Below are 19,931 nucleotides of genomic sequence, written 5' to 3' on the forward strand. Positions count from 1 at the left end.
CCGGCGCTGCACCGGTGTCTCGACGGCGAGACACCGACCTCCGCCCGCCCCCACCAGGGAGACCCCATGACGAGCGACACCGCCGCGTCCACCGCCGCCGACACCGGCCCCGCGACCTCCGACGACGACGGCGGGGCGGCCCTCGCGGCACGCAACAAGCTCGTCATCGGCCTGCTGCTCGTCAGCGCCTTCGTCGTCATCCTCAACGAGACGATCATGGGCGTCGCGCTGCCCAGCCTCACCCGCGACCTCGGCATCACCGTCACCGCCGGCCAGTGGCTGACCACCGGCTTCATGCTGACGATGGCGGTCGTCATCCCGATCACCGGGTTCCTGCTGCAGCGGTTCAACACGCGTCCCGTGTTCATCACGGCGATGAGCCTGTTCAGCCTCGGAACGGCCATCTCGGCCGTCGCGCCCGGCTTCGGCGTGCTGCTGCTCGGCCGCGTCGTGCAGGCCTCGGGCACCGCGATCATGATGCCGCTGCTCATGACGACGGTGCTCACGCTCGTGCCGCCGGCGACGCGCGGCCGCACCATGGGCAACATCTCGATCGTCATCTCGGTCGCCCCCGCCATCGGGCCGACCATCTCGGGCCTCATCCTCAGCGTGCTCGAGTGGCGCTTCATGTTCATCATCGTGCTGCCCATCGCCCTGGCCGCCCTCGCGCTCGGCGCCGTGCGCGTGAAGAACGTCACGACGCCCCGCAAGGTGCCGCTCGACGTGTTCTCGGTCGTCCTCTCCGCCTTCGCCTTCGGCGGCATCGTGTTCGGCCTCAGCTCGATCGGCGAGGGCGCCGAGGCGGCCGTGCCCGCGTGGCTGCCCATCGGCGTCGGCGTCGTGGCCCTGCTCGCCTTCGTGCTGCGCCAGCGGGTCCTGCAGCGCGGCGACCGCGCCCTCCTCGACCTGCGCACGTTCCTGTCGCGCACCTTCACCACCTCGGTGCTCGTGCTCGGCGTGGGCATGATCGCCCTGTTCGGCACGCTCATCGTGCTGCCGATCTACCTGCAGAACGTCCACGGCCTCGACCCGCTGGCCACCGGCCTGCTGCTGCTGCCCGGCGGACTGCTGCAGGGCGTGCTCTCGCCGTTCGTCGGCCGGATCTTCGACAGGCACGGCCCGACCGTGCTGCTCGTGCCCGGCACGATGCTGGTCAGCGCCGTGCTGTGGTTCCTCTCGACGGTGTCCGAGACGACGCCCATCCCGATGGTGCTGGGCGCCCACGTCGCCCTCAGCGTCGGCCTCGCGCTGATGTTCACGCCGCTGTTCACGTCGGGGCTCGGCTCGCTGCCCGGACGCCTCTACTCGCATGGCTCGGCGATCGTCGGCACGGTGCAGCAGGTCGCCGGCGCCGCCGGCACGGCCGTGTTCGTCACCGTCATGACCCTCGCCACCGTCTCGGCGGCGAGCGGCGGGGCCGGCGACGTCGCGGCGGCCAGCGCCGGCGTCCGCGCCGCGTTCCTCGTCGGCGCGATCATCTCGCTCTTCGCGGTCGTCGGGGCGTTCTTCGTCCGTCGGCCCCCGGTCACCGAGGGCGCCGAGCCGATCGTCGCGCACTAGACGGGGCCGGCTGCGGCGGGCGACCGGCCTCGGCTGCCGCAGCCGCGCCTCCTCGGCCCTCACGGGGTCGTGGTCGACCGCCCTCCCCGGCCTCGGGGAGGGCGGTCGTGCGTCCGGCGCCGGGAGTACCGTCGCCGGTGTCCGTGCATCCTCTGCACGGATGCACACCGCGCACAGGGGAGACCACCATGAGCAGCTCGTCGTCCACCCCGGCACGAGGAGGCGGCGGCACCGTCCGCAGCCTGGTCCCGGCCCGCATGGACCGCCTCCCCTGGACGAAGTTCCACTGGACGATCGTCGTCGGCCTCGGCTTCTCGTGGGTGCTCGACGGCCTCGAGATCCAGATCGTCGCCTCCGCCGGGTTCCAGGCCGACCTCGGCCTCAGCGCCGCGCAGGTCGGCTACCTCGGCACGATCTACCTGCTGGGGCAGGTCGCGGGGGCGCTGATCTTCGGCCGGCTCAGCGACACGCTCGGCCGCAAGAAGCTCTTCATCCTGACGCTGGCCATCTACCTCGTGGCGAGCGGGCTCGCCGGGCTGTCGCCGAACTTCGCGTTCCTGGCCGTGTTCCGGTTCATCGCCGGGATGGGCATCGGCGGCGAGTACGCCGCGATCAACTCGGCGATCGACGAGATCATCCCGTCGCGGTTCCGCGGCCGCGTCGACATCGCCATCAACGGCACCTACTGGGGCGGCGCCGCCCTCGGCTCGGCCGCCAACCTGTTCCTGCTGAACACCGACTACTTCGCCGAGAACGTCGGCTGGCGCATCGGCTTCTTCATCGGCCCCGTGCTCGGGCTGATCATCATCTACCTGCGCCGGCACATCCCCGAGAGCCCACGGTGGCTGATGACCCACGGCCGTGAGGAGGAGGCGGAGGCGACGGTCACCGACATCGAGCACCGCGTCGAGGCCGAGGGCCGCACCCTCGAGCCGGTGAGCGACGACCAGGCCCTCGAGGTGACCGACAAGGGCCGCATCCCGTTCAGCGTCATCCTGCGCACCCTCACGAAGGACTACCCCAAGCGCACCCTCGTCGCCGCCACGATGATGATCACGCAGTCGTTCCTCTACAACGCGATCTTCTTCACGTACGCGCTCGTGCTGCAGAACTTCTACGGCACCGACCCGGCGTCGACGCAGTACTTCTTCTTCCCGTTCGCGATCGGCAACCTGCTCGGACCGCTGCTGCTCGGCCACCTCTTCGACACGTGGGGGCGGCGGCAGATGATCTTCCTGACCTACGGGGTGTCGGCCGTCGTGCTCGCCGTCTCGGCGGTGCTGTTCCACATGGACGTGCTCAACGCGACGACCCAGACCGTGTTCTGGTGCGTGTCGTTCTTCTTCGCGTCGGCGGGCGCCTCCTCGGCGTACCTCACGGTGAGCGAGATCTTCCCGCTCGAGCTGCGCGGCCAGGTCATCGGCTACTTCTTCGCCCTCGGCCAGATCGCCGGCGCCGTGGCGCCCACCCTCTACGGCTCGCTGATCGGCGACGGGACGGACCGCGGGCCACTGACTGCGGGGTACTTCCTCGGGGCCGGGATCATGCTCGTCGGCGGGGTGGTCGCGCTCGTCTTCGGGGTGGCGGCGGAGCGCAAGTCGCTCGAGGCGATCACGAGCCCGTTGTCGGTCGTGCCGCAGGGCGGGTCGGGCGGCGGGGCGGCGGGCCGGGGGAATTAGGGGCCGCGGGGTCGGCTGGCTCGGGCCGTCGGGCTCGGGCCGTCGGGCTCGGGTTCCGGCCTGATTCGGGCCGCCGGTCGGCGGTCGTGCGTGGCCGCCCGGGGCTCAGGAGGCGCGGTCCTGCACGCTGACGGCCGGCGGCACGTCGGCGAGGTCGGCCAACAGCCCGATGTCGACGAGCACGACCTCGCCCGCCAGCGACGCCGCCGGCTCGATCAGGAGGCCCGCCTTGTGCGCCCCGAAGGTCACCGTCAGGTCGGCGGGCAGCACCGTGGGGTCGGGCACGGCTCCGTCGTCCGGTCCGACGCCGCTCGGCAGGTCGACGGCCACGACGAAGGGTGCGTCGGGGCCCGTGGTCCACGGCAGCAGCGCGGCCACCACGTCGCGGGCCGCGCCCCGGAGGGCCGGGTCGGCGCTGGTGCCGGTCCCGAGCAAGCCGTCGAGGACGACCGCGGCGCCGGTCCTGCGGAGGCCGGCCCCCGCCTCCTCGGCCGTCGACCACCCGCGCACGTCGTCGACGACGACGCCGGAGGCCCGCGCCGCCGCCAGTCCCGGCTCGTGCAGCCGCGAGCCGGTCGGCACCACGGTGACCGGGCAGCCCCGGTCGGCCAGGGCCGCGCCGGCGAAGAGGGCGTCGCCGCCGTTGCTTCCGCTGCCGACGAGCAGCACCACCGGGGCGGGCCACCGGCCGGAGCGGCGCAGCAGCGCCTCGACCTCGAGCGCGAGACCGGCGCTCGCCCGCTGCATCAGCGGTTCGCCCGCGTCGAGGTGCGGCTGCTCGGCCGCCCTCACCTGTGCTGCCGTCCACCCGTGGATCATCGCTCCATCGTGCCCCGCGGGCCGTCGCGCCGCCCGCCCGCCCCGACGCGTGCCGGCTGGCTCGCTGGGTCGCTGGCTCGCTGGCTCGCTGGCTCGCTGGCTCGCCAGCTCGATGGCTGGCTGGCGAACGCCGTTCTGCGGACGCCGGCCCTGCGGACGCCGGCTCGCGGACGCGCTGGCCCGCGGACGCCGGCCCGCGTCGAGGTCTCAGGCATCGTGCGCCTGCAACCGCGGGTCGCCCGCGTCCCGGGGCCGGGAGCGACGCCGTGACCTGAACCCTCGACGTCCGCCCCGCGCGGAGGGCCTGCACGGCGCGCCCGCGCCCGTTCGGTCACAGGCCGACCCGCGCGACCCCGCCCCGGCGCCGACCGCGTCGACGATTCAGGTGCCGACCGACGGCACCCCCGCGCCCCCTCCCCCACCGGACCAGGGACGACACCGTCTGCCTGAGTCCTCGACGCCCGACACACGTCGGAGCCCTGCGGCCGCCAACAGACCCCGCGCGACCGCGGGTCCGCGGCCGACCGCGTCGACGATTCAGGTGACGAGCGGCTGCGTCCCTGCGCCCGCCGGGCGCCGAGGCCGCGGGCGACGCCGCGACCTGAATGCTCCACGCCTGACGCACGTCGCGGGCCCGCGTTCACGTGGAGTCGGGCGCACCCCCCCCCGCCCGCGGACCGCCGGGCCCCGACGTCGACGACTCAGGTGGCGAGCGGCCGCGCCCCCGCGCCCGGCCGCCTGCGGGCCCGTGGACGACACCGTCGCCCGAGTCCTCGACGCGCCTCGCGGATCGCGGGTCGCGGATCGCGGATGCGCGCTGGCGCGTCTCGGGCGACTGCGGGCGGGCGCCGTTCCGGCATCGCACGCGTCGACGAATCAGGTGGCGGGCGACGGCGCCCCCGCGCCCGCCCGCCCGCGGGGCGGCTGGCGACGCCACGACCTGAACCTTCGACCGCCGGCGCGTGGCGCGGGGCCGCGCCCGCGCGGGTGACGGCCGGCTGGCGGGATCGTGGGGCGGCGGCCGACCACGTCGACGGTTCAGGTGACGGGCGACGGTACGCCCGCGCCGGACCGCCTGCGGGGGCCTGAGCGACACGGTCACCTGAGTGTTCGACGCGGGGCCACGCCCGGGCGCGCGCCGCGGCCCGCGGGATCGTGGGGCGGCGGCCGACCACGTCGACGGGTCAGGTGACGGGCGACGGCGCTCCCGCGCCGGACCGCCTGCGGGGGCCTGAGCGACACGGTCACCTGAGTGTTCGACGCGGGGCAGCGCCCGGGCGGGCGGCGCCCGGGCGCGGGGCCGCGGGCCGGCGGGTCCCCGGGTCGGGGACTCAGGTGGCGTGCGGGGGCGGGCCCGCGGCCCGCCGCGCGGCGGGGCGGCGGGCGGCGGCGCCGCCTGAGTGCCCGGCGCCGGGCGGGCGCTGTCAGACTGGACGGATGCGCGACCACGTCCCCAACCCCGTCGACGGCACCGAGATCGCGTACGAGGTCGCGGGCGACGGCCCGCCCCTGCTGCTCGTGCACGGCTCGGGCCTGTCGCGCGGCGCGTGGCGCGGCCTCGGCTACCTGCGCGACCTCGAGCGGGACTTCACCGTCGTCGCGCTCGACATGCGCGGCCACGGGCGCAGCGGCGCCCCGCACGACCCTGCCTCGTACGACATGGCCCTGCACCGCGGCGACGTCGCGGCGGTGCTCGACGCCACGGGCCTCGCGCCCGTGCACTACGTGGGCTACTCGTTCGGCGCCCGCATCGGACTGTCCATCGCGGCCCACGAGCCCGCGCTGCTGCGAACCCTCACCACCATCGGCGGCAGCTGGGCGCCGATGAACGGCAACATCGGCGCGACGTTCGCCCCCGACTGGGAGGAGGCGCTGCTCACCGGGGGCATGCCCGCCTTCGTCGAGCGCTGGGAGCACACCATGGGCCGCCGCCTCGACCCGGCCACCCGCCTCGCCTTCATGAGCGACGACGCGCTGGCCCTCGCCGCGTTCTTCCGCGCGGCCGAGACGGGCGGCGGCCTGACCGCCCGGCAGCTCGACGACGTGTCGGTGCCGACCCTGCTCATCGCCGGCACGCGCGACGTCGAGCGACACCGGGAGTCGCGCGACGCCGCCCGCCGCATGCCCACCGCCGCCTTCTTCGAGCTCGTCGGCCAGGACCATGCGTCGTCGCTCATGCCGGTCGACCAGGTCACCGACCTGCTGCGCACCTGGCTCGAGGCCCTCGACGCCTGAGCCGGCACGACCCGAGCACCACGCGCGACCCCGGCACGACCCCGGCACGACCCGAGCACCACGCGCGACCCCGGCACGACCGGGCCGCGACGCGGCGCACGCCCGTCGCCCTGCACGGGCCCGCCCTGCGATGATGGAGCCACCATGGTCATCAGTCGTCGCGCGTTCCTGACGGGGTCGGCCTCGGCGGCGGCCGTGGCGTTCCTCGCGGCGTGCACGACCGACGCCCCGACGCCCGCGCCGAGCACGCCGGGGCCGACCCCGACGCCCTCCCCCACGGCGACGGCCACGCCGACCGCCGGGCCTGCTCCCTCGGCGTTCCGTCGCAGCAGCTGGGCCGACGACCCCTTCGCGCGCGGCTCGGGCAGCTACCTCACGACCTCGTCGAGCGCCGCCGACCGCGAGGCCCTGCGACGCCCCGTCGACGACCGGGTCTTCTTCGCCGGCGAGGCGACCGCGCGCACGGCCCCCGGCACCCTCGGCGGCGCCCGGGTCAGCGGGTTCGACGTGGCCGAGGCGGTCGCCGCCGTCGCCGAGCCGGGCGAGCGCATCGCCGTCGTCGGCGCGGGCATGGCGGGCGCCACGGCGGCCCGCAGCCTCGCCGGCCGCGGCTACGACGTCGTCGTGGTCGAGGCCCGCGACCGGGTCGGCGGCCGGGTGGCGACGCACACCGGCGACGACTGGCCGTTCCCCGTGCAGATGGGCGCCGCCTCCCTCGACGGCGAGGCCGCCGTCGCCCTCCGGGCCGCATTGGCCCTCGACCGGGTCGCGACGGTGCCCCTCGGCGACGCGCTCGAGGTGCGGTCGACCGCGGGGCAGGCGACGTCGCTCGGCGACGTGTCCGCCCGCTCGCTCTCGGCGGCCGCCGCCTGGGCCGACGACCAGGCGGCCGCCGTCACGGTCGGCCAGGCCGTCACGGGCGCGGGCGTCGGCCCCGAGCGGCAGTCGCTCGAGCCGGACTCCGCGGGGGTCTCCGACGCCGACCGCCTGCTCTTCGTGCTCGACGAGGCCCTGCCGGTGCGCTGGGGCGCGTCGGCCGACGACCTCGCCGAGCGGCAGGACTCCGGCGACGTCGCCGCGCAGGCCGCCGCCGACCCCGACGGGCTGTTCCCGCTGGGCACCCCGTTCGTCACCGGCGACCTGTCGGCGTTCGTCGAGGCCCAGCTCGACGGCCTCGACGTGCTGCCCGGCAGCACGGTCGCCCGCGTCCAGTACGGCGACCGCGGCGTCGGCCTGCGCCTCGCCACCGGCGAGAGCCTGTCGGTCGACCGCGTGGTGGTCACCCTGCCGCTCGGCGTGCTCAAGGAGGGCACGACCGAGTTCTCGCCCGAGCTGCCGACCGCCCACACGGCCGCCGTCGAGACCCTCGGCGTGGCCCAGCAGGAGGTGCTGTGGCTGCGCTTCGACGAGCGCGTGTGGAGCACGGAGGCGTCGGTGCTGACGGTCGTGGACGGCTCGTCGACCTGGCGCGTCTTCGTGAACCTGTTCCCCGCCACCGGCGAGCCCGTGATGGTGGCGCTGGCCGGCGGCGACGACGCCGTCGCGAGCCTCGAGCTGAGCGACGACGAGGCCCTCGCCGACGCCCTCGCAGGCCTGGCGCCCTACCTCGACCTGGTGCCCGAGTCGTCGCCCGCGCCCGGCGACCCGTCGTCCACCGACGAGCCCGCCACCGGCGGCGCGGAGTCACCGGCAGCCTGAGCCCCGGCAGCCTGGGCCCCGCCGGCCCGAGCCCCCGTGCCCGCCGACGCCGCGGCGCCCGCGCCGACGTCGAGCGCCCCGCCGGCGTCGAGCGCCCCGCCTGCCTCGACCACCCCGCCGGCCCCCCGCCGCAGCAGCAGCAGCACGCTCGGCCGCGGCCCGGGCCGCAGGTGGCTGAGCGCGATCAGCCCGCTCATCACCCCGACGATGACGCCGAGCGCGATGGCGTTGTACATGACGAACTCGTCGGGCCAGCGCACCTGCGCCGGGTCGAGGAAGAAGTACGGGTACCACCCGACGTCCGCCCCGCGGACGATCGTCGCGATGCCCCAGACGACCGGGAAGACGAGGACGACCGACAGGATCGACCAGCTGACCCGGGTGCGGCCCGGGGCGAGGACCCAGTCGACGACGAGGAACCCGGGGATCCAGAAGTGCAGCACCTGGGTCGACCAGGGCACCCCGATCGCGAAGTCGTTGCTGAGCGACTCGACGAGGATGACGCCGTAGACGATGCCCGACACGACCACGTACGTCGTGACGAGCGCGTGCACGGCGGCGAACGCCCGCCCCTCGCGCCGGCCCCGCAGCGCCAGCACGCCCGAGACGGCGAGCACGACGACGTTCGCGATGTTGCTCTGCTGCGTGAAGTACGCGAAGTAGTTGAGCGTCGAGAAGGTCGAGAAGCCGAGCACGTAGACGAAGTACGACACGAGCGCCGCGGCGCCCAGGGCGGCGACGACGAGGCGCAGCACGCCGACGACTGTTCGCACCCTGTTCACTCGCTCCTGGTAGCGCGGGGACGCCTCGGGTGGCCTCCCGTGCAGACGACGACCCTACTAGGACGGGCCGGTCTCCCCCTGCGGGGAGACCGGCCCGTCGGCACAGCCGGGGCCCGGCCGACGCGCGCCGGCCCGAGGGCGGGACGCGTCGGCCGGGAGGCGTCAGCTGGGGATGTAGTCGAACGTGTCGGGGTCGGGGCCGGTGCGCTCGTTCTTGTCGAGGTCGGTGATCGCCGCGACGTCCGACTCGGTGAGCTCGAAGTCGAAGAGCGCGAAGTTCTCCTCGACGCGCGAGCGCGTCACCGACTTCGGGAACACGATGTCGCCGCGCTGCACGTGCCAGCGGAGCGTGACCTGGGCCGTCGAGCGGCCGACGCGCTCGGCGATCTCGACGAGGGTCGGGTCGTCGAGCACCTTGCCCTGGGCGATGGGCGACCAGGCCTCGGTGTGGATGCCGTGCTCGACGCCGAAGAGGCGCAGCGAGTCGTTGGCGAGGTAGGGGTGCACCTCGATCTGGTTGACGGCGGGGACGACGTCGCCCTCGTCGAGGAGGCGCTGCAGGTGCGCCTGCTGGAAGTTCGAGACGCCGATGGCCTTGGCGCGGCCGGAGGCGTGGATCTCCTCCAGGGCCTTCCAGGTCTCGAGGTAGTCGACGTCGGTGGTCGGCAGCGGCCAGTGGATGAGGAACAGGTCGACGTAGTCGCTCTGCAGCGCCTCGAGGGTGCCGTCGAAGGCCTTGAGCGCGTCGTCGCGGCGGTGGAACCCGTTGTTGAGCTTCGAGGTCACGAAGACGTCGGAGCGGTCGAGGTCGGAGGCGCGGATGGCCTCGCCGACGCCCGCCTCGTTGCCGTACATCTGGGCGGTGTCGATGTGGCGGTAGCCGACCTCGAGGGCCGTGAGCGTCGCGTCCTTCGTCTGGTCGGGCTCGACCTGGTAGACGCCGAAGCCGAGCTGGGGGATCTCGACGCCGTTGTTCAGGGTGATGGTGGGGATCGTGGTCATCAGCCCATCGAACCACCGCCTCCACGGGCGTTCCCAGCCAGGTCGCCGACCGGGCCTGGTGCTCCCGGCCTCGGCGTGTTACCGTTGCAGGTCGCTTGGCAACGATCCTCTCAGATCGTTCCCGACTCACGGCCCGTCGTCCACACGCAGGCCGAGTCGAACAGCCTGCAGACCTCGTCTGCAGTCTCGAGTGCACCACCGGTCCGAGCCCCATCCGCTCGGCTGCTCACCGGTCGCTGCCCGAGACGAGGCCCGACCAGGCTCCCTGAGCCTGAGGACATCCGTCCGCCCCACCGCCGAGAACGGCGGTCCACGCACGCCCCGCGCTGCGTGCCACGACGCTGAGCAACACAGCACACATCGAAGAAGAGAACACGCATGAACGAGAACATCATCACCCTCACGGGCACGGTCACCACCGCGCCCGTCCTGTCCACCGCCCGCCTCGCCGAGTTCGTCGTCGTCGACGCGTCCGGCGCCGAGTTCGTCGTCCGCGCCTGGAGCGACGTCGTCACCGACGACGTCCACGTCGGCGCCGTCGTCACCGTCGAGGGCGCCCAGGGCTGGGTCATCCCCGGCCGCAGCTGGCGCCGCGAGCCGAGCCGCACCATCGTGCAGGCGTACGCCGTCGGCGCCCACGCGCTCGCGCTGGCCGCGTAGGCGGGCCTCGAGGAGGCGCGTCCCGCCTCCTCGGGTCCGGTCGCGCCACGGCTCCGGCCGGCACCGCACCGCGCCACACCACGACGCACCACGACGAGAGGCCCCGCTGCACGCGCAGCGGGGCCTCTCGTCGTCGTGGCCCGGGGCAGGGAGCCGGCTAGGCCGTGACGAGCCCCGTCGCCCGCACGAGGATCGGCCGGTGGTCGCTGACGCCGGCCGGCAGCGTGACGACGTCCTCGATGGTGAGGTCGTAGCTCGTCGCGAAGTCGAAGTGCCCCTTGACGTACTTGTAGCCGAGGTAGGTCGGCGTGCTGCTGCGGGTCAGCACGAAGCCGTCGCGCTCGATGCGCTTCTTCAGCCCGCCGTGGAACCACGGGTAGTTGAAGTCGCCGACCATGAGCATCGGCGCGCCGGGGGCGAGCGCCCGCATGAGCTGGTGGGCCGACTCGACCTGCTTCTTGCGCAGGGCGTTCGTGGCCGTCAGCGGGGCGGCGTGGAACGAGCCGATCAGCACGTCCTGCCCCGAGACGCGGTCGTGCAGGTGCATGGCGAGCAGGCGCTCGTGCGCCGGCGACATGACCCGGTCGTGCATGCTCTTCTTCAGCGCGTAGACGTTGGTGCCGAGCAGCTCGAACCGCGACCGGCGGTAGTAGGCCGCGAGGCCCAGCCGGTTGTTGCGGGTCGCCGCGGCCAGCGAGAACTCGCCGAACTCGTCGGGGATGTCCTTCGTGTCGGCCTCCTGCAGGCAGAGCACGTCGGCGTCGTGGTCCTCTGCCAGGGCCCGGATCTCGCCCTTGGCCGTGTGCTCGCGCAGGTTGTAGCTCACCACGCGCATGGTGTTGCCGCTCTGTCCAGTCACGAGTGTCGAACCTAGTCCCTCCGTGTTCCCGACAGGTGGACCCTTCGCTCAGAGGACGACGCGCCGCGGCGCGGGCGACGGACGAGGAGGCGGTCCGCACCCTCCCGAGGGAACGTGCGGACCGCCTCCTGCGCCGTCAGCTCACGCCGTCAGCCCGTGGCCCGGGCTCAGCGCCAGGGCAGGCCGGGGAACCAGTGGTGGAACAGGTCGCCGATGGCGTTCCAGATCCAGCCGATCAGGCCGGGCAGGTCGAACCCGCCGTGGCCCGGTCCGCCGTGGCCGGGGCCGCCGGGCTCCCCCGGGCCGGGGCCCGGGTCGGTCGGCGTCTCGGGCTCCTCGCCGGTGGTGACCGTGAGGTAGCTCGCCGTGCCCGTGTCGCCGTAGACGACGCGGCCGAGGTAGCTGCTCTCGTACGCGAGGCCGGACCAGGAGGCGGTGACCGTCGTGGTCTCGCCGAGGCCGGCCTCGAGCACGGCCGGGTCGAGGGCGAGGCCGCCCTGGGCCGCGGCCGGGTCGAGGAGGTACGACGTCAGCGTGTAGCCGAGGTCGCCGGCGCCCGAGTAGAAGTCGACGAGCAGCACGTACTCGCCTGCCTCCGGGGCCTCGACGTCGAGCTGCTCGTCGGCCGAGCCCGTGGCCGCCGCGTCGACCAGCTCGTCGGGCTGGCCCGACGCGTCGGCCGTGTAGAGCAGCAGGTCGAGGTCGGCCGTGTCCTCGGCGGAGTCGAGCACGAAGCGGGCGTGCGTCGTGCCCTCGGCGACCGTCAGCGGCACCTGGGCCGCGTCGGCGCCGGCCGTGCCGGAGCCCGTCGCGACCTGGCCGAGGGCGAGGCCCTCGGCGCCGAGCGGCAGCGACAGGGCGTCGCCGGCGGTCACGTCGACCGTGGCCTCGCCCGTCACGCCGGTGCCGGCGAACTCGGCGGCGACGTCGAGCTGCACGGGGCGCACCGCGAGGGGGCTCCGGGCGTCACGGGTGCCGTCGGTCCAGGTGAGGTACCCGGTGGCGAACGCGTCGAGCGCGGCGGTGGTGCGGGTGAAGGTGACCGTGTAGTCCTGCGTCTCGCCCGCCTCCCCGAAGGTCAGCGTCGACGGCGAGACCGCGGCGGTGACGCCGGCCATCTCGACCGGCTCGGCCGTCCAGGTGCCGGGGCCCGTCGCCGTGACCGACCGGGTGACCGTCGTCGTGCCCGCGAGCGAGCCGACGCTGATCGACGGCAGGTTGAGCGACGAGTCGGTGCCCTCGACCGTGTCGATCGAGTCGACGTACGCCTGCCAGTCGGCCGACCCGCTGCGGTACAGCAGGCCGGGGTCGAGGAACGCGGTGGGGTCGACGTGGCCGGCGCCCTGGGCGAAGACGTCCTGCGTGGGGGCGCCGTCGGCGCCGACGAGGTCGTAGGCGGTGGTCATCATCGCCGACTTCACCTCGGCCGGGGTCCAGTCGGGGTGCACCGTGCGCGAGAGGTACAGCGCCGCGAGGCCCGCGACGTGCGGGGACGACATCGACGTGCCCGAGAGGAACTCGTAGCTGCCGGGCTCGCCCGCGGCGTTGGCGCCGTCGGCGAGGATCGCGACGCCGGGCGCCGAGATGTCGGGCTTGAGCAGGTTGCCGCCGTCGGCCGTCACCGGGCCGCGCGACGAGAAGCCGGCGATCTGCGGGGTGGCGGGCTCGGGCAGGCCGGCCGGGTTGCCGTCGACCAGGGTGACCGTCGCGCCCTCGGTGGCCGCGTAGGCGTGCAGGGCGTCGTGGGCGGCCGCGTCGACGTGGACCGTCGGCACGCTGTGCTCGTCGAGGTCGACCGAGCTGGGGGTCGGGTTCACGAGCAGCATGCCGACGCCGCCGATGCGGTCGACCTCGGCGCTCTTCGCGACCCGGTCGTAGACGCCGCGGTCGCAGAGCACGACCGCGCCGGCGGCCGTGGCCGCGTCCGCGTCGAGCGAGTCGGGGCGGCAGAGCGCCGCGTCCTCCGCCGAGGCGCCGTCGACCGCGAGGGTCGCCGCGTCGACGAGGGGGCCGCTGACGCCCTCGGTGCCGGTCGGCACCGTGATGCTGCCGCCGAGGTACGACTGGCCGTCGCCGGTCAGCGCGGTGGCCGCGTAGCTCGGCACCGTGCTCGCGGCGACCGTGGTGATCCACGGCGCGGCGTTGTCGGCCGTGGTCGGCGCGGGGCCGTCGTTGCCGGCCGAGGCGGCCACGAAGACGCCGGCCGAGGCCGCGCCGAGGAACGCCTGGTCGGTGGCCGAGAAGGTGCTCGTCGCCCCGCCGCCGCCGATCGAGTAGTTGATGACGTCGACGCCGTCGGTCACCGCGGCCTCGATGGCCGCGACGAGGTCGAGCGTCGCGCAGCCGTCGTCGTCCGTGCCGACGCGGTCGGGACCGTCCCAGCAGACCTTGTACGCCGCGATCTTGGCGGCCGGGGCGACGCCCGAGATGGTGCCGAAGTCGCGGTCGCCGATGGTCACCTCGACGTCGGCGTTGCCCGCCGCGGTCGAGGCCGTGTGCGAGCCGTGGCCGTTGCCGTCGCGGGGCGAGAGGTACTCGCCCTGTTCCTCGGTGCCGATGTTGCCGACGCCGAAGCCGTCGACGAAGTACCGGGCGCCGATGAGCTTCGTGTTGCAGTCGGAGGCGGTGAACTGCACGCCCGTCTGGCACACGCCGGTGAAGGTGCCGCCGTCGCCCTTGTCGTAGACGATCGAGTCGCCGTCGAGGTGCGGTTCGGCGCTGTCCTGCTCGCCGAGGGCGTCGCCCGCGAACGAGGCGTTGCCCGCCGCGATGCCCGAGTCGATGATGCCCACGACCACGCCGTCGCCGGCCGCGTCGCGCCCGCCGATCTCGTCCCAGACGCCGCCGTTGCCCTCGGCGTCGCCGAGCCCGAGGAACTCGGTCGAGGGCGTCGCCTGCAGCTTGAGCAGCTCGTTCTTCGACACCGCCGCGACCGACGGGTCGGCGGCCAGCGCCCGCGCCTGGTCGGCGCTCAGGTCGGCGGCGAACGCGTTCGTCGTCACCGAGAAGTGCGCGTCGACGGTGGCGCCGACGGCCTGGGCGACGTCGGCCTGGGTCTGCTCGAGGTGCTCGGACCACTCCTGCACCGGCGCGGCCTGCGCGTCGAGGCGCGCGCCCTCGGGGGCCGCGGTGCGGGCGAAGCCCGCCTTGCCGCCCTCGTAGGTCGCGGCCGCGGGCTCGCGCAGGGTGACGATGTACGAGCCGCTCGAGAACTGCGAGTCGCCGACCACGGCCGGGCCGTCGGCGGCGAGGGCCGAGGTGGCCGGCAGCGCGACGACGCCCGCGGCGACGAGTCCCGAGATGAGCAGGGCGGAGAGTGGAGCCTTCGGCCGCCGTCGGCCGGACGTTGTGATCACAGGGTGCCTTCCGGATGCCGCACCCGGTCGGGCACGGTCGATCCGTAAGAGTTACCTGAGAATTCGACGCCCCTCAACCGGGGGGCATGGCCGGTCGCGGCCACTGGCCGGGTTCGGCCAGATGATTTACACGGTGGCACCCGAACGGGGTACACGCGGTCCCCCACGATGCCCACTGGACAGGCCCGCCGTGCCGACCCGCGCCTCCTGCGGGGTACGACCCGAGGAGGCGCGGGTCGGGTGCAGCCCGGAGCTCAGACCCAGCCGCGTCGCGCCGCCTCGACCCCCGCGTGGAACCTGTTGCTCGCGCCCAGCTCGTCGAACAGGTCGTGCAGCCGACGGCGGAGGGTGCGGGGCGAGATGCCGAGCTGGCGGGCGATGACGTCGTCGGTCGCGCCCGCCGCCACGAGCGCGAGCAGGTCGCGCTCGTCGACGGTCGGGGCGCGGAGGCCGCTCGCAGGGACGGGGACGCCGTCGGCCGCGCCGAGGCCCGCGGAGGCGAGGAGGGCCGCGTCGGCGGCGCCGGTGCCGCCGGAGCCCTGCGTCGCCGCCGCGAGACGGGCCGCGACCTCGGCCCAGTCGACGGCGCCCGCGGCGGCCCCCGGCTCGGCGAGCGCCGGCACGGGCACCGCGGTGCGCCAGCGCGACTCGAAGAGGTCGCAGAGCGCCGCGATCAGGGCGGGCGACTCGGTGAGCAGCGCCTCGGGCTCGGCCGACGCGTCGTCGAGCGGCCCGACCGAGACGAGCGCGACCTGGCGGTCGGCGACGGCCAGCTTCACCGGCAGGTCGTGGGTGACCCGCGCCTCCTCGCCGTCCGCCCCGAGGCGGTGCACCCCCTGCAGGCTGCCGTCGACCGTGAAGCTGGCCACGGTGTAGATCGCCCGCCAGTGCACGCCGCGGTTGAGGGCTCCACGCTCGACGGACTCGTTCGTCGCGACCACGTAGGGCGGGCGGTCGAACGCGAGGAACTCGTCGCGGGCGCGGTGCTGCAGCCGCGAGTACCAGTCGCCGACGGCCGCGTGGCCCGTGAGGACGGTCGTCGTGCCCGAGGGGTCGGCGACGCGGCGGCCGTCGTCGAAGAGGGCGCCGAGGCCGGCGACCGCGGTGCGTGCGTCGGACAGCTGCTCGTCGTGGGCGGCGACGAGCGCCGAGACGGCGACGCGCGGGTCGACGGCGCCGTAGCCCGGGGCGTGACGGCCGTGGCCCTCGGCCGTGCGGTGCACGAGGCCGATGTTGCGGAGCTGCTCCAGGGCCGTGACGACGACGGCGTCGTCCAGCTCGCGGGCGGCGGCGATGGCGGCGACGTCGACGGTGTCGCCGCAGGTCAGCACGAACTCGTAGACCGCGGCCGTGACCGGGTCGATGCCGAGCGCGGCGAGGGAGGGCAGGGTCATCTGGACATCGTGCCCTGCCGGACGGCCCGGTGGCGACCCGGCAGGCCCGCCGGGGGTAACGTCGTGCGGATGACCGTCTCCGAGGTCGGCCCGTGAGCGACGGGGCGACCACCGCCTCCTCGCTGCGCCCGGCGGTCCGTCGGCGACGGTCGCCCGACCTCGCGGCGTGGCTGCCCGCCCGGTGGTCGACGGTGCTCGCCGTCTACCTCGCCTCGCGGGCCTTCTCGCTCGTGCTGCTCGCCGTCGTGTGGGAGGTCGGCCACCTGACGGGCTTCGAGTTCCGCACGCCCGGCGCCGAGCTCTCGCTGCTCGACTTCACCGTCTCGTGGGACGCCGACCGCTACCGCACCATCGCGCTGCACGGCTACCCCACCGTGCTGCCCACGGACTCCGCGGGCCACGTGCTGCCCAACGAGTGGGCGTTCCTGCCTGCGTTCCCGACGCTGTGCCACCTGCTCATGGTCGCCACGGGCATGTCGTTCGGGGCCGCCGCCCTGCTGCTGTCGACCGCCGCCGGCGCCGGCGCCGTGCTCGTGCTCTACCGCCTGGTCGACTCCGCCGTCGGCCACCGCGGTGCGATCTGGGCCGTGCTGCTGCTCTGCTTCGGCCCGCTCGGGTTCCTGTTCTCGGTGGGCTACGCCGAGGGGCTCATGCTGCTCGCGCTCTTCGGGGGCGTGCTCGCGATGCGGCAGCGGCGCTACGGGCTCGTGCTGGCCTGCGGCGTCGTCGCCGCCTTCACCCGGCCGGGCGCACTCGCGCTCGCCCTGGCCCTGGCCGTGCACCTCGTCGTGCGCTGGCGGACGGAGCGGCCGGAGGCGGAGGTGCGGACCGCGGGCACGCTGCGGACACCGACGGAGGGTCCGGAGGCGGCGGTGCGGACCGAGGGCACGGCGCGGACCGAGGGGGCGGCCTGGACCGCCCCGTGGCACGTGCTGCCCCGGCGCGAGCTCGGGCAGATCGTGGTCGCCGGGCTCGCGATCGCGGCCGCAGGGCTCGCCTGGCCCGTGGTCGCCCACCTCGCCACCGGCCGCCCCGATGCCTACCTGCAGACCGAGATGGCCTGGTGGGTCGACTACGTGGGGCGCCCCGACTTCGTGCCGCTGACGCCGTGGTTCCTGCTCGCCGGACGCTGGCTCGGCCTGGCCGGCATCGCCCTCGTGCTCGCGCTGCTCGTGCTCGCCGCGATCTGGTTCACCCGCCGGTCGACGCTGCGGCTCGGGCACGAGACCGTGGCCTTCACCGCGAGCTTCGCGCTGTACCTCGTGGCGGTGTTCCTGCCGCAGCAGAGCCTGTTCCGGCTGCTGCTGCCGCTGAGCCCGCTGCTCGGGGCGCCCGCGGTGTCCGAGCGGCCGGCCCTGCGCCGCACGCTGCTCGTCGGCGGGATGGCGCTGCAGCCGGTGGCCGTCGTGCTGCTCTGGCTGTACGTCGCGCCGTAGCCCGGCGCCCTCGAGCGCGCCGAGTCCTGGCTCGGCGCCGTCCCCCGTCCGGGGGTGTTCATCTGCCGCACCGCCCCCGTTCACCCGGACGACACGGGCGGGCGGTCAGCTGTGCGCGGACGTGCAGCGACTGCACGTCCGCCCTCCCCCCGATCACTGGAGCAGACACGTGACACCCACGAGCACCCGCCGCCGCCGCGCGGCACTGGCCACGGGGGCGGCGGCGACCCTCGCCTCCTTCGCCCTCGTCCTGAGCCCGGCCGTCGCCCTCGCGGCGACGCCGGCCGACGTCGCCACGAACGGCGGCGCCGCCCGCAGCGCCGACGACAGCACCGCCGCCCTGCTCGAGTCGGTGAAGGCCGGACCGGCGAAGAACGTCATCCTGCTGATCGGCGACGGCATGGGCGACAGCGAGATCACGTCGGCCCGCGACTACGCGTACGGCGCGGGCGGGACCCTGCCGGGCATCGACGCCCTGCCACTGACGGGCCAGTACACGACCTACTCCCTCGGCAAGGACGGCAAGCCGGACTACGTGCCCGACTCCGCGGCGACCGGCTCGGCCTGGGCCACCGGCACCAAGACCTACGACAACGCGATCTCCGTCGACATCGCGGGCACCCCGCAGGACACCCTCGTCGAGATCGCCAAGGCCAACGGCCTCAAGACGGGCAACGTCTCGACCGCCGAGCTGCAGGACGCGACCCCGGCCGTCCAGGCCGCCCACGTCGCCGCGCGCAGCTGCTACGGCCCCGACACCGTGACCCAGTGCGGCGCCGACGCCCTCGACCAGGGCGGCCTCGGCTCGATCAGCGAGCAGATCATCGGCACCCGCGCCGACCTCACGCTCGGCGGCGGGGCCGCGTCGTTCCGCCAGACGGCGCGTGCCGGCCAGTGGCAGGGCGAGAGCCTCGACGCCCAGGCCTCCGACCGCGGCTACCAGCGGGTCACCGACCAGGCCGGCCTCGACGCCGTCACCGCAGCGGACCAGACCGCGCCCGTGCTCGGCACCTTCGCGGACGGCAACTTCCCGACGCGCTTCGCGCCCACGACGGCGACCGTGGGAGGCGCGGACCTGGCACCGCAGACCTGCCAGCCGAACCCGGCGCGCCTGAGCACCGACCTCTCGCTCGCGTCCCTCACCGAGAAGTCGATCGACCTGCTCGACGGCGACGACGGGTTCTTCCTGCAGGTGGAGGGCGCCTCGATCGACAAGCGCGACCACAGCGCCGACGCGTGCGGCCAGATCGGCGAGGTCCTCGACCTCGACGAGGCCGTCCGCTCGGCCCTCGACTTCGCCGAGGCCGACGGCGAGACCCTCGTCATCGTCACCGCGGACCACGCCCACACGAGCCAGATCGTCGACTCGACTCCCCCGGCCACGCTCAGCACCGCGCTGACCACGGTCGACGGCAGCACCCTGAAGATCGCCTACGGCACGGCGGCCGCCGGCGGGTCGCAGCAGCACACCGGCACGCAGCTGCGCGTCGCGGGCTACGGCCCCGGCGCCGCGAACGTCGTCGGCCTGATCGACCAGACCGACAACTTCTTCACCATCGCGAACGCGCTGCAGCTCGACCGTGACCTGCCCTCGCTGAGCGCCGACGCGACGATCTCGGCCCCCGCCGAGGTGGCGCCGGGCGCGACCTTCGACGTCACGGTCTCCGGCCTCGACGGCGACCGCCAGGCGTCCGGCACGTACGGCGACCTGGACCTCGGCACGGTCGACGTCATCGACGGCGTCGCGACCTTCACGGTCACCGCGTCCCAGACCCTCGGCGACGCCACGGTCACGGTGACCGGCGTGCAGACCGGCACCGCCCGGCAGGCCGTCGTCTCGGTGGTCGAGGCGCCCGTCGCCCCGGCGCCGGCCGACCCCGCCCCGGGCGGCGCGGCCGGCGGCTCGGGCTCGGGCACCGGGGCCGGCACGGCCGCCGGTGCCGGCGGTGCGGGCACGGCGGGCTCCGGCCCCCTCGCCTTCACCGGCTCGGAGGCCCTGCCCGCCCTCGTCCTGGCGCTGCTGCTCGCGGGCGCCGGCACGGTGCTCGTCGCTCGCCGCCGTCGCCGCGTGCTGATCGACCACTCGGGGCTGTAAGCCCAACGGCACGGTCACAGGAGGCGCGGGTCCGACAGGGCCCGCGCCTCCTCGGCGTCCGGCCGCCGTGCCCCGCTGCGCCGCGGCTCGGCGCGCGTCGCGGCGTCGAGCATTCAGGTCACGTCGCCGTCACCCGGCCGCGACGCCCGCGGGCAGGGCCGGCCGCGACGCGCGCGCCTGAGACCTCGACATGCACACGGCGGACGGCGATGCCGCACCGCCCCGCGCCGCGCCGCGTCGACCATTCAGGTCACGTCGCCGTGACACGGGCACGGTGCCCGCCGGCGGACCCGCCCGCGACGCACACACCTGAAACCTCGACACGCCCGCGGCGGACATCGCTGCCGACACCTCGC

At 74.8% G+C, this 19,931-nt stretch carries 13 protein-coding genes; 7 read left to right on the forward strand and 6 right to left on the reverse strand.

Annotation, left to right across the window (positions count from 1 at the left end; translation table 11 throughout):
* Nucleotides 1-66 precede the first annotated feature (66 nt).
* Together FHR78_RS04780 and FHR78_RS04785 are read left to right on the forward strand one after the other, a co-directional pair.
* Nucleotides 67-1,560: a DHA2 family efflux MFS transporter permease subunit gene (locus FHR78_RS04780; protein ID WP_166759305.1), complete on the forward strand. Its 1,494-nt coding sequence runs from the start codon at nucleotides 67-69 to the stop codon at nucleotides 1,558-1,560.
* Nucleotides 1,561-1,748: 188 nt separating this feature from the next.
* On the forward strand, nucleotides 1,749-3,239 hold the full coding sequence (locus FHR78_RS04785) for an MFS transporter (RefSeq protein ID WP_166759306.1): 1,491 nt from the start codon (nucleotides 1,749-1,751) through the stop codon (nucleotides 3,237-3,239).
* A 105-nt stretch (nucleotides 3,240-3,344) separates the two neighbouring features.
* Here the strand turns inward: FHR78_RS04785 and FHR78_RS04790 are convergent, their stop codons facing one another.
* Complete coding sequence (locus tag FHR78_RS04790) at nucleotides 3,345-4,058, reverse strand: NAD(P)H-hydrate epimerase (RefSeq protein ID WP_166759307.1); 714 nt, start codon at nucleotides 4,056-4,058, stop codon at nucleotides 3,345-3,347.
* Nucleotides 4,059-5,495: 1,437 nt separating this feature from the next.
* Here FHR78_RS04790 and FHR78_RS04795 point away from each other — a divergent pair.
* Both FHR78_RS04795 and FHR78_RS04800 read left to right on the forward strand, forming a co-directional pair.
* Entirely contained in the window at nucleotides 5,496-6,293 is a 798-nt protein-coding gene (locus FHR78_RS04795; RefSeq protein ID WP_166759308.1) for an alpha/beta fold hydrolase, read from the forward strand.
* Nucleotides 6,294-6,437: 144 nt separating this feature from the next.
* Nucleotides 6,438-7,991 (forward strand): FAD-dependent oxidoreductase, encoded by a 1,554-nt coding sequence (locus tag FHR78_RS04800; protein ID WP_166759309.1) that lies wholly within the window; start codon nucleotides 6,438-6,440, stop codon nucleotides 7,989-7,991.
* Here the strand turns inward: FHR78_RS04800 and FHR78_RS04805 are convergent.
* Both FHR78_RS04805 and FHR78_RS04810 read right to left on the reverse strand, forming a co-directional pair.
* Complete coding sequence (locus tag FHR78_RS04805) at nucleotides 7,895-8,764, reverse strand: Pr6Pr family membrane protein (RefSeq protein WP_166759310.1); 870 nt, start codon at nucleotides 8,762-8,764, stop codon at nucleotides 7,895-7,897. The genes FHR78_RS04800 and FHR78_RS04805 overlap by 97 nt on opposite strands.
* Nucleotides 8,765-8,935: 171 nt before the next feature.
* Nucleotides 8,936-9,775 carry an aldo/keto reductase gene (locus FHR78_RS04810; RefSeq protein WP_166759311.1) on the reverse strand — a complete coding sequence of 280 codons (840 nt, stop codon included), beginning with the start codon at nucleotides 9,773-9,775 and terminating at the stop codon, nucleotides 8,936-8,938.
* A 378-nt stretch (nucleotides 9,776-10,153) separates the two neighbouring features.
* Between FHR78_RS04810 and FHR78_RS04815 the strand changes: the two genes are divergently transcribed.
* Nucleotides 10,154-10,435, forward strand: a complete 282-nt coding sequence (locus FHR78_RS04815) for a hypothetical protein (protein ID WP_166759312.1) — start codon at nucleotides 10,154-10,156, stop codon at nucleotides 10,433-10,435.
* A gap of 157 nt (nucleotides 10,436-10,592) precedes the next feature.
* Here FHR78_RS04815 and FHR78_RS04820 read toward each other — a convergent pair whose 3' ends face one another.
* The 3 genes from FHR78_RS04820 to FHR78_RS04830 all read right to left on the reverse strand — a co-directional run bounded on the left by FHR78_RS04820 (nucleotide 10,593) and on the right by FHR78_RS04830 (nucleotide 16,044).
* Entirely contained in the window at nucleotides 10,593-11,270 is a 678-nt protein-coding gene (locus FHR78_RS04820) for an endonuclease/exonuclease/phosphatase family protein (RefSeq protein ID WP_166759719.1), read from the reverse strand.
* 191 nt (nucleotides 11,271-11,461) lie between these two features.
* Nucleotides 11,462-14,650, reverse strand: a complete 3,189-nt coding sequence (locus FHR78_RS04825; protein WP_166759313.1) for a S8 family serine peptidase — start codon at nucleotides 14,648-14,650, stop codon at nucleotides 11,462-11,464.
* A gap of 254 nt (nucleotides 14,651-14,904) precedes the next feature.
* Nucleotides 14,905-16,044 (reverse strand): helix-turn-helix domain-containing protein, encoded by a 1,140-nt coding sequence (locus FHR78_RS04830; RefSeq protein ID WP_208392755.1) that lies wholly within the window; start codon nucleotides 16,042-16,044, stop codon nucleotides 14,905-14,907.
* Nucleotides 16,045-16,136: 92 nt separating this feature from the next.
* On the opposite strand from FHR78_RS04830, the gene FHR78_RS04835 reads away from it, so the two are divergent.
* Complete coding sequence (locus tag FHR78_RS04835) at nucleotides 16,137-17,480, forward strand: hypothetical protein (protein ID WP_166759314.1); 1,344 nt, start codon at nucleotides 16,137-16,139, stop codon at nucleotides 17,478-17,480.
* A 169-nt stretch (nucleotides 17,481-17,649) separates the two neighbouring features.
* A complete protein-coding gene (gene phoA / locus FHR78_RS04840; protein ID WP_166759315.1) occupies nucleotides 17,650-19,575 on the forward strand; it encodes an alkaline phosphatase in 1,926 nt (641 codons plus the stop codon).
* Nucleotides 19,576-19,931 lie beyond the last annotated feature (356 nt).

The organism is Frigoribacterium faeni (genome assembly GCF_011761235.1).
Taxonomy (GTDB): Bacteria; Actinomycetota; Actinomycetes; order Actinomycetales; family Microbacteriaceae; genus Frigoribacterium; species Frigoribacterium faeni_A.

What these genes read in the sequence shown, in the direction of transcription:
- FHR78_RS04780 (WP_166759305.1), top strand. Translation starts at nt 67, where the DNA reads ATGACGAGCGACACCGCCGCGTCCACCGCCGCCGACACCGGCCCCGCG.
- FHR78_RS04785 (WP_166759306.1), top strand. Translation starts at nt 1,749, where the DNA reads ATGAGCAGCTCGTCGTCCACCCCGGCACGAGGAGGCGGCGGCACCGTC.
- FHR78_RS04790 (WP_166759307.1), bottom strand. Translation starts at nt 4,058, where the DNA reads ATGATCCACGGGTGGACGGCAGCACAGGTGAGGGCGGCCGAGCAGCCG.
- FHR78_RS04795 (WP_166759308.1), top strand. Translation starts at nt 5,496, where the DNA reads ATGCGCGACCACGTCCCCAACCCCGTCGACGGCACCGAGATCGCGTAC.
- FHR78_RS04800 (WP_166759309.1), top strand. Translation starts at nt 6,438, where the DNA reads ATGGTCATCAGTCGTCGCGCGTTCCTGACGGGGTCGGCCTCGGCGGCG.
- FHR78_RS04810 (WP_166759311.1), bottom strand. Translation starts at nt 9,775, where the DNA reads ATGACCACGATCCCCACCATCACCCTGAACAACGGCGTCGAGATCCCC.
- FHR78_RS04815 (WP_166759312.1), top strand. Translation starts at nt 10,154, where the DNA reads ATGAACGAGAACATCATCACCCTCACGGGCACGGTCACCACCGCGCCC.
- FHR78_RS04820 (WP_166759719.1), bottom strand. Translation starts at nt 11,270, where the DNA reads ATGCGCGTGGTGAGCTACAACCTGCGCGAGCACACGGCCAAGGGCGAG.
- FHR78_RS04830 (WP_208392755.1), bottom strand. Translation starts at nt 16,044, where the DNA reads ATGACCCTGCCCTCCCTCGCCGCGCTCGGCATCGACCCGGTCACGGCC.